The organism is Desulforamulus aeronauticus DSM 10349, from assembly GCF_900142375.1.
GTDB classification, from domain to species: Bacteria; Bacillota; Desulfotomaculia; order Desulfotomaculales; family Desulfotomaculaceae; genus Desulfotomaculum; species Desulfotomaculum aeronauticum.
Genome location: NZ_FRAR01000008.1, coordinates 87,956 through 101,032, shown reverse-complemented (window position 1 = coordinate 101,032; position 13,077 = coordinate 87,956). Strand labels below are relative to the sequence as shown.

The following is a 13,077-nucleotide window of genomic DNA, read 5'->3' as shown; positions in this document are numbered from 1 at the left end:
GGTATATGATATAATAATTGTTACATAACACTTAAAATTATTGCCGATTTTCCGTTGTAGGAAAATCGGCTTTTATAATTTATATCTTTACAAGAGTCTTCAAATAAAAACCACAAACAAGCAGGGACTAACGTAACAATCGACTCCACAAATGTTGCACATTTGTGGAATTAGGTAAGATGACTTCCGGGCTATCGGGATATCCTTAGAATCTTGAATATTTTGCAAACAAGTCCTTTTTTAAGTGCTAGTGGATACTAAATGCGCAAAAAGGGAGCTTTATAATTAAAAATTGGATATAAAAATGGAATATTGTGCATATACATATTGACATATGGAAAATCTTAAACGATAATCGTTACAAGGAAGGGGTCAGATATGAACTATTACTCCGAAATTCTTAAGATAATTGATGGTGGCATACGTGGAGATGTTCAAAAAGTCGTTGACTATTCATTGTTATTGGCGGATAAGTTAAATAAGTCTGGTGACGACAGAAAAGCACAAAGAATAAGAAGTACTGTAGAAAAACAAGGTTACATAACAGATAAGGATATTTTAAGTCTAGCCCAAAACAAATCGGTTAATTATCCCAGGCAAATCCCATTTGATCAAGAATCCAAGTTAGAACTTGCCAATATTTTTTTGCCAAATCAACTAAGAAATAAGAAACTAATACTAAGTTATGAAACCCTGGCACAAATAGAAGAATTTATAAAGGCATATCAAAATTATGATGATCTTGTAGCACATAACCTTGAGATACCAACAACTATGTTATTATTTGGCCCTCCTGGATGCGGAAAAACGGAAACCGCATTTAGTATTGCTAGAAGGTTAGATTTGCCTATAGTTGTGGCAAGGCTTGATACAATGATATCTTCGTATTTAGGTAGTACCGCTAAAAATATTAGATTTTTGTTTGATTATGCGAAGAAAAATCAATGTGTTCTCTTCTTAGATGAATTTGATGCTGTTGCAAAGTTAAGAGATGATATTCACGAAATGGGTGAACTTAAGAGAGTAGTAAATTCCTTGCTTCAAAATATTGACACATTAGATAACAGAAGTGTTTTGATTGCTGCTACTAATCATGAAAAATTGTTGGATCCGGCTATTTGGAGAAGGTTTAGTACAAGAATAAATATTTCCTTACCAAATTCACAATTGATTTTAGAAGTCATTAACGAATTATTATTAGAGACTGATTCTGCTTTGGACAATAAGTCAGTAGAATTTTTAATTTTATTATTTAAAGGACAAGCTATTGCAGATATTCAACAAATTATCAAAAGAGCAATTAGAAAAACAATATTAGACAAGCGAAAGTTAGAATTACCTGACGTTGTTGAAAGTTATTTTGATTATACTCAAATTATTATAGAAACTGAGCCGGAATCAATTAGAAATTCAAAATTAGAATATTTATTCAATGTAAAAAGTGACCTTAGCTATAGGCTGTTAGGGGAAATTTTAAGGTTACATCACAAAACCGCAAAAAAACTTGCAGATAAAATTAATGAGGTGAAAGGAGTGAAATAAGTGGCAGATGAAGGTTTTCCGGCAAAATATATATCTCTAAGATCTAGGGATTATCAAGGAGGAAAAGTACCGATCCCGCCGCCTAGCCCTTCCAAATGGTTATATGAGAATAATAGACAAATTAACAGCCATCTTAAAAGATTGTTAGAGCAAATTGATGATTTATTACAAAATCATGTTACTCCAAAGGTGAATTTATATGTAAATGGTAATAGACTACCTATTCCAATTGTTTTTAAAATGTCAGATAGAAAAATTGCTAAATCTCATAGACCAGATTTACTTTTACAGGAGATAGAAACAGATATTGTAGCAATTCACTCAATTGGCAGACTTATAATACCTGTAACTGAGGATATTCTGTATTCTCTAAAAGAGATAATTTATGAAATTGGTGATTCGATACCTGTGTCAAGGTCTGAGTGGATAATAACAAGGAAGGATAGAAACGGGGAATACAGAGAAATTGTCCACCCTCAATTTGTAAGGGAATACGAATTAATTCATGAGTTAACATCTATAGAAGATATTCTACCATACAAACTAAATGATGTGCTTCAATGTATGAATGCTCAGGAATATTCAAATGCCAAAGAAGATGGACAAATAAAAATAAGATTCTTTGATTATTTTAATCAGGACTTAAACGTTTTAGTTTTTGAAAGTTTTTTAAAGCAATTTAGACCATTAGGTATACGAAGAGGTCAAGTTAAGCTGCTAAACTTTTCAAATAAACTAAAAACATATTTGGTTCCGTACATTAACCCTGAAACTATTGAGGCTATGGCTAGTTTCCCGGGAGTAGAATTTGTTTCAAGTCTTGTAAGATTCACATCGAATGATCAGGAAAAATTTATTAACAGACAAGCAATGGAAAGATTGCTTCCTAATAAAGAGATTTCATATCCTAAAGTAGCTTTGGTTGATTCTGGGATTTCTGAACAAAATAAATATTTAACACCATGGATTAATCATAAGGAGTTATATGTTCCATTAAATAGGCAGAACAATTATCACGGTGAATTTATTGGTGGTCTACTTATCTATCCACACATAGTAAATCCTAACTTAAAGAACGTTGTAGATACTGGTATAAATATCTTAGATGTTACTGTTATGCCGGATGAAAAAAAGGGAACAATTAGGGAAGATGAGCTAATAGAATCACTTAGTGATGCCCTTGAATTATATTCCGATGAATATAAGGTGTGGAATTTATCTTTAGGGAGTATTTCTCTTTGTTCGGGTGCGGTTTCAGATTTTACAGCAGTTATTGATGAGTTACAAGATATTTATAATGTAAACTTTGTAATTGCTGCGGGAAATTATTCTGATATGAGAGATTCTTGGCCAGTAGATACTCCCTTTGAGAATGAAAATGACAGAATCAGTGTACCGGCAGATTCCATACGAGGAATAACCGTTGGTGCTATTGCAATAAATGGCGATGATACAACCTTAGTTCAAGAAGAAGATATAGTCCCATATTCCCGTAGAGGACCGGGTGTGGGATATTCAATTAAACCAGACGTAGTACATTATAGTGGGAATCCAATTAATCACCCGATATTTTCAATTAATACTAATGGACAAGTTATTGGCGATTTTGGGACAAGCTATTCAACACCCCTAGTCTCAGCTATATTGGCAGAATATTACCAATTGTATCCTCAAAATCTAAGTAAAACGTTATCAAAGGCATTATTAATTCATGGATCAAGACACCCAATTACTAATAAAAGAGTAAACATTGCGAAAGATCATTATTATTTCGGTTTTGGACTCCCCAAACGCTTGCCTGAGTTTTTGTATGGGAATGAACATGAGATAACGATGATTTTTGAAGATCAACTCAATTATGAATTGGGTAGGAATTGGGTGCAAATTGCTGAGTTTCCATTCCCTCCTTCGTTAGTTGAAAATGATAAAGTGCGTGGGGAAATTCTTATAACTTTAGCATACGAACCTCATCTTAACCCTAAACTTGGTAGTGAATATTGTAGAAGTAATATTGATTTAAGGCTTATAACTGAAACTGATGGAAATAAGCTAGTAACAATTACTAAAGGGAGTTCAGCAGGAGAAATAGGTGGAGAAGAGCGTTGGGAGAAAATGCAAATGACTAAAGAACTTAAATGGTCTCCCGTAAAACAAATAGAGTTTGCAGCTCCTAGAGGGACAAAGGGGAGTAGCAATGTAATATTAGAATTATTTCCTATTTGGAGGGATACTTCCGAACGGACAATTTTACCATATGTTGTTATAGTTACAATCCGGGATCCTAAAGGAATTGCGCCAGTATATTCCGATGTATCAAATATACTTAGACAGTCTTTTCAAAGTTCTGATCTGGCGTTGAAGTACACTCCTACTCGCATTATTGGACGTTAATAGAAATTAAACTAATTATAAGGAGGTGTTAAGTAGTCACCTCCTTATAATATTTTGGTCAAGCAAAACAAAGTTGGAAATGGACACTTCTAAAGTCAAATATTTTTTAGAGGAGTGTAGAAAATTTAGTGTAAATGGATTTCAGCCTGAATATTTTGGGCAAACTATAAATGGCTCTTACCCATCGGGAGGGTAGGTCAATGCTGGAGAGCAAACTGAGCGCCCGTTGGGGTTCTGCCGAGATAGCCGTGAGTGATTTCACGGTTTTTCTCTTTTTATGGCTATCTACGGGAGAACCAAAGCGTTAAACTCATTAGGAGTAACCCTTGAGTTATGCCAGCAGTGCAGGCTCTATTCGATCACCAAAGTATATCGCTAATTGAGATACACAACCTCTCCAATCTCTGACTGGCATGGTCCATTTCTTGGCTATACCTACGGTAGCAAGATATATAATCTTTCTTAGTGCATCATCTGTTGGGTAAGCAGTTTTTGTTTTGGTAACCTTACGTAACTGCCGATGGTAGCCCTCAATGATGTTGGTAGTATATATCATTTTTCTAAGCTCATACGGATATTCAAAGTATGTTGTTAATTCTAACCAATTATTCTCCCAGGACCTAATAATAATTGGATGCCGTTTACCCCATTTCTCTTTAAATTCCTCAAAGGCATATTCTGCTTTTTCCAGAGTTAAAGCCTGATAAACGGTTTTTAAATCAGCTAGGACTTGTTTTTGTTCCTTGTAAGAAACATATTTCATTGTGTTACGTATCTGATGAATTACACATAATTGAATCTTGGTCTTTGGAAAAACAGTGTTTATTGCCTCTGAGAAGCGGATAAACCGTCCTTACAGGCTATTAGAATGTCTTCAACCCCTCGGTTTCTCAGATCATTGCAGACACCAAGCCAGAAGCTGGCAGACTCATGTTCACCAATCCAGATACCTAATACTTCTTTTTGACCAGCTATATTTACTGCCAAAACACTATAGGCAGCCTTATTTACAATACGGTTTTCTTTACGAACCTTAAAGTGTATAGCATCAAGGAATACGATAGGATAAACCTTATCCAGGGGGCGGGCTTGCCATTCAGCCACCATTGGCATTATCTTATCCGTTACCTTGCTAACCATTGCTGCTGAAACTTCAATGCCGTAGATGTCTCGCATATGGTCTTCAATATCTCGGGTGGACATGCCCTTTGCATACATTGCAATAATCTGGTCCTCTAGCTCATTAGATGTGGTTTCATACTTTTTAATTATCTGGGGATCAAATTCTCCGTTACGATCCCGGGGAACTTGAATTTGGGCTTTACCCATCCTGGTTTTAACGGTCTTTTTGTTGTAACCATTACGACTGTTTCCTGAATTATTACCTGCAGGGTCATTCTTGTCATAACCTAAATGGGAATCCATTTCAGCCTCTAAAATTTCCTGAATGGTATCCTTGAAGAGATCTCTGAGCATGTTCTGGACATCATCCATGCTCTTACATTCTTTGGCCAATTCAGACACTAATTTTGATCTTGAGTTCTGCATAAATGGTCAACTCCTTTAATGTAAATTATTACCATTTACACGAACTTTCTTACGTTCTCTTTTTTAGTACTAGAGCCAGATAAAAGATCTGTGCAGACCAAATCAGGAAAGTACAAATATGAGGGACCAAGCTCTGCTTTCATGTGACTAGCCATCTTAAATCCCACTATTGTTCCATCAAAACAGTCAAGTATGGCTGCCACATAAAGTTTTCCTTCTGCAGTTGGAATTTCGGTAATATCCCCCTAACCACTTTTGATTGGGTAAGGATGCGGTAAAGTCCTGTTTTATTAGATTCTCGCTTGCTTGGGCGGCTGGGTCTGCTTTGGTTAGTCCCTTTGGACGGTGTTTTTTCTTAAGCATTAGACGATGTTTCTTGCAAAGCATAAGAATCAAATAATAGCTGCCCTTATAGTCATGATAGAGCTTTAGCTCTAAATAAATTCTGTAAGCGCCATAATCTGGGTTATCTGCACGAATCTGACGGATCTTAGCCAAAAGCTCATCGTATTTATAGGGCTTGGTCTGTTTTTTAAGCCACTTGTAATACCCGGCTTCACTGATGTTTAATACCTTGCACATGGTTTTTATACTGTGCTTTGTTTTTTCTTTGGATTTTTGCATCCAAACCCACTGAAAGATTTCTTGTGCAGCTACCTCTTTTGGCTCTCTGCGAAAAAACCTAGTGCTCTTTTGAGAATGTCATTGGCAGCTTCAAGTTCTTTAATCTTTTTTCCAAGGCTTTGACTTCCACCATTTTTGGGTCTAAAGTCAATGTCACAAAAAGTCGAACGATAAGTTAGTTTTCATAAAGGATATGTAAAAAATATAAAGAAAAATGTATAAAAACTGGTTTTGGGGTAATATCAAATGAGTATAAAAATCAATGTATTGCCAGCATATGATGGAGACTGTTTTATTATTAATTATGGGGATGGAAAGAACATAATTGTAGACGGTGGGAGAGGACCAAGGTGCATTCGGGAACTTAAAAAATCAATCAAAGAAATAAGTAAAAGAAATCAAAATGTAGATTTGTTAGTTGTCACGCATATAGACCATGACCACATTTCTGGTATTTTAGCTTTGTTTAAAGATCCAACTATAAATAAAAATATTTTTAGAAGAGTGTGGTTTAATTCTGGTGAGAATTTATCTAAATATTTTGGTACTAGTTCAATAGAGCTTAGGGAAATCCCGATGAATCCCCAAACTGATGTAGATATTAGTTTTAAAGAGGGGGATACTCTTGAGTGCTATTTAAAAACATTAACATGCTGGGATCAGAGTATTATAAAAACTAATGATTATTATGAGATAGGAGGGGCAATTTTAACTGTTCTATCACCAAATATTGAATCCATAAAATATCTAAATGAAAAATGGGAAATTGAAAATGGTTTAGTCGATACAAGAATTTCTTTTAGTGGAGAAAATGACTATGATAGGTCTATAGCCGAGCTATTAAATAATAAGTTTGTAGAGGATAATTCAATCCCCAATAGGAGTAGTATTGCGTTCTTGTTTGAATTTAATAATAAAAAAATATTAATGTTAGGGGATTCAGCTCCTTCAATTGTTTCACAATCCCTAGAGAAGATGGGGTTTAGTAAGGAAAATAAAATAGAACTAGATTTAATGAAAGTATCTCATCATGGGAGTAAAGCAAATACTAGTCCAGATTTTTTGGATCTAGTTAATTGCAATAAATATGTAATCAGTACAAATGGTGTTAATCATGGGTTACCCCATAAAGAATGTTTAGCTAGGATAATTTGTAAAACTGTCAATAAGGCAACATTTATCTTTAATTACCCTCTAGATAATATTTTTTTAGAGGACGATTATTTAGATTGGTTATTCGAATGTAAATATATCTCTGAGGATAATTTTACTCTGGAGGTTTAAGTTTTGGTGTATAGAGAGTTATTAGTAAAAATAAATATTCAAGGATCTAAAGATCAAGGCAGCGGATGTCTATATCAACCTAATTCGGAGAAATTTACCTATGTACTTACAGCAAAACACTGTTTAACAAAAGATGAAAATAAAATTGTCTTCACCCAAGAAGAAATTAAGTTAATTATTGTAACTAGGGATACTGGGGAAAGGTTAGAGGTAACCTCCTGCTATGTAAAAGATAATTTAGATCTGGCTGTTTTAAAAGTCAAGATATTAGATGACCTACCAGCGGTATTAGCCATAGAACCAATTAGAAATATGAATTTCTTATTAAAAGGTTATCCTAAATACCTAATGGGATATGATGAATCATGTGTAATTACCGGTAAAATAATAGATGTGTCGTTATATGATGAGTATTTTGAACTTGAGTGTAGTAAAAGTTTAGAATCATTTGATAATAATGCCAAAGATAACACAGTAGGATTTTCAGGGTCAGGCGTGTTTTTTGAACTCGAAGGAGACTTTAAGCTTATAGGAATTCTGACAAGATTGAAAGATCCAAATGGTACATATAGTAGACTTAAAGCTATTAAAGTAAGCTGTATAAATCAATTCTTATTAGAAATGAATTTAGAACCTTTAATTCCTTTTGAACTATATAGTTTCAAAAAGTATCTTCCCGAATCATTTTCAAACTGTGGGAAGGCAAAGGTGGTATTTGAGGAATGTTTTAGTAATGGGGTTAAGGGTATAACTCCATATAATATTTTCGAGAGTCTGGGCGAAAAAATGTTTTTACCATATGATAAAGAAAATCAGCTTTTGTTTAAGGATAATCTATGGATCGGATGGATAAAACTGTTAACCCATTTACATATCGAAGAAAATTCGACTATTAATATTAGTAATATAAATGATTATATCTACCTCAATGAAACAGATAGAAAAAAAGAGAATAAAAAGAGATTCTTCTATACATACAAGTTTAATCATTTGGGGGACTGCATACAGCATATTTTTGTATCCATTTATGATGATATTAAATATGGTGACTGTATAATTATCAATAGCGAAAAACGGTTTATGTCTTTTGATCTTGGAAGAGACTTGCTTGAAAAAATTGTAAGGGAAATAGATGAAGTCGAGTTATATAAAAATAAAATAGATATAGATAACCCTAACGCATATAAAAATATTAGTATTTACCACATTGACGTAATTGAGCAATTCCTTAGAGAGAAAAAAATTGACTTTCTTACTATAAAAGAATCAAAAGATATTATAAAGGAAGAGTTAAGAGGGGTATTTCAAAATGTTAACTAGTCAAAGAGAAATAGTTAAATTTATTAGTGAAAAAAGCAAGAGAGTTTTTCCTAATATGAATTGCTGGATTATGAGAAGTTTTGATAAAAGGTTCAGTTTCTATATCTTTACATATACATGTGAGAATAGCAATCAATTAGTAGAAAATTACAACCTAATAAATAATGATATTGCAGTTTTTTTTCAAACGGGGTTAGAGATAGATGTTGAAAAATGGAATATATATTTGTTTTGCTTTGTAAAAGAAGAAGTTAACAAAGACTTAAAATATAAAATAGAACAAAACAAATATAGCACCAGAAAAATTGTTATAGATAAACAAGCAAACATCAATGATGAGGTTATTAAGCGGGCCATAGAACAAAAACTCTTCGTTATCAATATCAAACATGAAAGATGTGACAAGAGTATTAAATCCTTACATGATATTTTAATGGAAAAGGACAGGGCCTTGTATGGTTTTTTCTTCGAATACTTTAATGCAGAAACAAAAAACAAACCAGAAATCTTAAAAAGCTATTTAAAGGGGTTAGAATAAATGGTAATCAAGTTTAAGTCCATAGAATTAAACTCATTTCGGGCCTATAAGGAAGCACAATTATTCGATTTTGAAACCTCAAAAGGTATAGCAAATCTAGTAGTTATATACGCACCAAATGGGTTTGGAAAAACATCATTCTTTGATGCCGTTGAATGGGGATTTACTGGTGAGATCAAGCGACTTACAGGGAATCCTAGTATTAAAAAAGTCTATCAGAATGAAAAAGGCTATGTATTAAAGAATATTCACAGTTCTAGAGATAATGCAGTTGTCAAATTTATAACCTCAGATAACCAGTCCATATCTTTGGAAACCAAAAAAATTGATGGAAAACGTAAGTCTGATTATGCTATGGGTAAAATTGCAGATGGAGAAGAACTTTACAACACCCTAGATAAAGAAAACTTTGTACAAAAAAATCTACTTACACATGACCAAATAGATATATTCCTAAGATTTAAAAGTTCAAAGGAGAAGTATGAGGCATTAAAAAGTTTTTGGGACTTCCATCAGGATTCTGAAACTTTCATTAACATTATAAAGGCCAAGAAAGATATTGAGAAGGCTTTAGAAGCGTTAAATAAAGATATTAAAAATATCAACAAAGACATTGATAGATATAAACCAAGTAGCAATACAATAAATCATATAAATGGTTTAATAAAAACCTTTAATGATGGAAAATCTGAACATAAATTAGAAATAATAAGTCAAGATGATTTGAGTGAAAAGATAGAAGTTTATTATGAGGTCTGTAATAAATTAAAGGCAAAAATAGAAAATGATAAAGAGAACATGGAAAAAACATTTAATTCTCTAGTTAGGTTGAAGACTTCATTCAATGATTACAACTCTATAGTAAAGATTATTTCCGAACAGGAAGTCAAAATTAAAGAATTTGAATGCAAAATAAAAACATGCCAAGAGCTGGAGTTGAAATTACGGGAAAAAGAGACCAAGGATGAAAAACTCAAGGAAGTAAAATCTGAGATAAAGGACTATGAAGTCATTCGTCAAAATTTAACAAGTTTTAGGGAAACGAACGAGAAAATTTTAAATTTTTATAAGGAAATTGAAATATTTAATAATCAGGTAATAAAAATAAACCAGGATATAATTAAATATCAAAATAAATCTCTTACAGAAGATAATCAAATTAAGCTATTTAGTTTAGAGATACAAAACATCTGCAAGGATTTAGAGAAGGTCCAAGAGGCAATAGCTAACTTGCATCACTTTTCAATCAAAAGATTTTATGAAAAGAGAATAAAATTAATTGAGAAAGTCAAATCTCTAAGAAAAGAACAGATACTGATTTTGAAAAACAAAGCCAAAAGATATTTGGAGTTAATTAATAAGAATGAATTTGACGGATTTAGTAAAATTGAAAGCACTATTGTACTTAGTGTGTGGAATAAAATAGATAGAATAACGAAAGAAAAGAATAACTTACAAATTGTATTGGAAGAAAAGAAGCAACAGCAATTAAAGTTAATAACATTAAGTAACAATATAAGTGACCTAGTAAAAAAAGGTTTAGATATTATTTATAGTGAACGATTATCTATTTGCCCGCTGTGTAATAATGAGTATAAAAGTCTGGATGACTTAATATCTAATATTAGCAAGCATATAGAGGATCACCAGAAAAGCGATGTTTTACAGTCAGAGATTATAGAGTTAGAGAAAACAATTGAAAGATTTACGAAGGATCTTATTTCTGAAAAAGACAATTTCAGAGAAGTTATAAATGCAGAAGTCAAACAAATCAATTTACATATTAAAAAATATGAATATAAGTTGGATTGCCTTGAAATTTGGCTTTCTAAAAAGAAAGATAAATCTTTTGAGTCACAAAGGATAATAAGTACAATTCAATTAAATATATCTGCTCTAGAATTAATTAATTCTGATAATGAATTTGATTTAATGAATTCATTAACTGCGCACCAACAAAAATTATTATCAAATAAACTGCCGATGGAGTTTCAATTAAAAGAAACTAATGCTCACTTTGAACAAATTAATATAATTCTAAGCAATCTAAAATCCGAATACAATACTACTAATAAAAAAATCAATCAGCTAAATGATCTTATAAACAATCTAAAAAACAATGAGATATACAAAATAACGGATGAACTTATTTATAAGCATAATCTAAAAATTGAAAGTCTTTCAGAACTTAACACTTTAATAAATAACTCCAGATATAAGCATGATCAATTAAACAATCAAAACTTAGAACTAAACAAAAATATTTTTGATCTTCAAAATGAAGTTAAAAATATGGACAAGTCGTATTACTCCCAAATGAGAGATAATAGCCTAAAGGAAATTCTTTCTCAAAATAATTTTATAAAAGATTACACAACAATGTATACTTCAATAATTAAAGATAATGAAATTAAGATAGACAAAGTATTAGAAAGAATAGAAGAATTCTCTGCTGAAATTCAGACACATAATAACCTTTTTGTATTAATCAATGAGATACTAAATAATCTTGACTCTGTTAAAAGAAACTCAATTTGGTTGCAAAAGTATAAGGATCTTAAGTCCAGGAATAATGAATTTGCAAAATTAAAATCACTTGTTGATAAAGGTGAACATTTAGCCCAAATTGGGAAAAAGCACATAGAAGATAGGATTAACCATGAATTTAATCTAGATACAATAAATTCATTATACCAACGCATTGAACCGCACCCTGAGATGAGGAGGATTTTATTCGAACTAGATGAATCACTAGAAGAAGAAGCATTAGGCTTGAACGTATATACTTATGATAACAAATTAACTCAAAAAGAGGCTCCGATACTTTACTTTAGTGCAGCGCAGGTTAATATTTTATCTTTAAGTATTTTCTTAGCTGGGGCTTTAGAATCTGAATGTAATATTAATACTATTTTTATGGATGACCCAATACAACATTTGGATAGTATAAATATGTTATCATTTATTGACTTGCTAAGGAATATAACTACGAGCCTTGATAGACAAGTAATTATTTCAACGCATGATGAAAGGTTTTTTAATTTAGTAAAGAAAAAGATTGACCCAAGTTATTTCAATTCCAAATTTATTAAATTAAATTCTTACGGGAGTGTTAATTAATAAAATACAGGGCTGATTCTAAGGTGTACAACTTTATTAATGGTATTTCTATGATGAATTTTAAGCTTAAACTTAACAGAAAACATATTTACTAACATTATTCTATATTGATTAATGAAATAATGCGGGGTGCAAGGCAAAATATTGTACATCTTTATTGTCTTTATACATGTTTGCCCCTGCAAAACAAGGTTGTACAAAAGCCACTGTGAAAACCTGCCATATAAAATAGTTGTACAAAAAATCTCTCCCTGCACCAAGTTTGCAGGGAGGTTTTTCTTTCTCCTGCACTGGAAAAGCCTAAAAAATAGCAGAGAAAAACAACGGAAATCCCAGTAGAGAATTAATGGTAGAGTAAAAAACAGAGTGAGAAATAGGCAAATACAAGAGCCCCAAATAGGGCCCCGCTACCTTTTTTAAAAAAGCCGCTTGTTTCAAACCCTTATCAAACCCCCTATCCAAAACCCCTTAGGCATTGATTTTACTGGATTGATTGAGAGAATTATTAGGAATATTATTGGGGAGAAGCTGATAATTCAGGGTCAAAGGGGGAGGACAGGATTAAGATCAAGGGTAAAAAGCCTGAGAAAACGTAGAAAGAAAATGCAGGGAAATAACCCTTTCACCCTTATTCCTATACCCTGATTTTTTCCCCTTAGCCCTAGAAAACTGGGATTTTTAGTCCAAGTTTTTTATCATCTATTGTCAGA

Annotated in this window: 7 protein-coding genes and 1 pseudogene; 6 read left to right on the top strand and 2 right to left on the bottom strand. The window is 32.3% G+C overall.

The window, feature by feature from the left end:
* The first annotated feature begins 378 nt into the window (after window positions 1–378).
* Both BUA78_RS04865 and BUA78_RS04860 read left to right on the top strand, forming a co-directional pair.
* A complete protein-coding gene (locus tag BUA78_RS04865) occupies window positions 379–1,542 on the top strand; it encodes an AAA family ATPase (RefSeq protein ID WP_072911430.1) in 1,164 nt (387 codons plus the stop codon).
* The gene (locus BUA78_RS04860; RefSeq protein ID WP_072911426.1) at window positions 1,543–3,933 is read left to right on the top strand and encodes a S8 family peptidase; all 2,391 of its coding nucleotides are present in this window, start codon (window positions 1,543–1,545) and stop codon (window positions 3,931–3,933) included.
* A 331-nt stretch (window positions 3,934–4,264) separates the two neighbouring features.
* Here the strand turns inward: BUA78_RS04860 and BUA78_RS04855 are convergent.
* Together BUA78_RS04855 and BUA78_RS04850 are read right to left on the bottom strand one after the other, a co-directional pair.
* A pseudogene (locus BUA78_RS04855) lies at window positions 4,265–5,481 on the bottom strand (IS256 family transposase).
* Between the two features lie 186 nt (window positions 5,482–5,667).
* Window positions 5,668–6,105 (bottom strand): IS3 family transposase, encoded by a 438-nt coding sequence (locus BUA78_RS04850; protein ID WP_139257247.1) that lies wholly within the window; start codon window positions 6,103–6,105, stop codon window positions 5,668–5,670.
* Window positions 6,106–6,351: 246 nt separating this feature from the next.
* On the opposite strand from BUA78_RS04850, the gene BUA78_RS04845 reads away from it, so the two are divergent.
* Genes BUA78_RS04845 through BUA78_RS04830 form a run of 4 tightly spaced genes read left to right on the top strand, consistent with a single transcriptional unit; the run spans window position 6,352 to window position 12,367 of the window.
* Window positions 6,352–7,389: a ComEC/Rec2 family competence protein gene (locus tag BUA78_RS04845; RefSeq protein WP_072911424.1), complete on the top strand. Its 1,038-nt coding sequence runs from the start codon at window positions 6,352–6,354 to the stop codon at window positions 7,387–7,389.
* A gap of 6 nt (window positions 7,390–7,395) precedes the next feature.
* Window positions 7,396–8,709 carry an ABC-three component system protein gene (locus tag BUA78_RS04840; protein WP_238456728.1) on the top strand — a complete coding sequence of 438 codons (1,314 nt, stop codon included), beginning with the start codon at window positions 7,396–7,398 and terminating at the stop codon, window positions 8,707–8,709.
* Window positions 8,699–9,247: an ABC-three component system middle component 1 gene (locus BUA78_RS04835; RefSeq protein WP_072911419.1), complete on the top strand. Its 549-nt coding sequence runs from the start codon at window positions 8,699–8,701 to the stop codon at window positions 9,245–9,247. Before BUA78_RS04840 ends, BUA78_RS04835 begins: the two co-directional genes overlap by 11 nt.
* Window positions 9,248–12,367 carry an AAA family ATPase gene (locus tag BUA78_RS04830; RefSeq protein WP_072911416.1) on the top strand — a complete coding sequence of 1,040 codons (3,120 nt, stop codon included), beginning with the start codon at window positions 9,248–9,250 and terminating at the stop codon, window positions 12,365–12,367.
* Window positions 12,368–13,077: the final 710 nt, after the last annotated feature.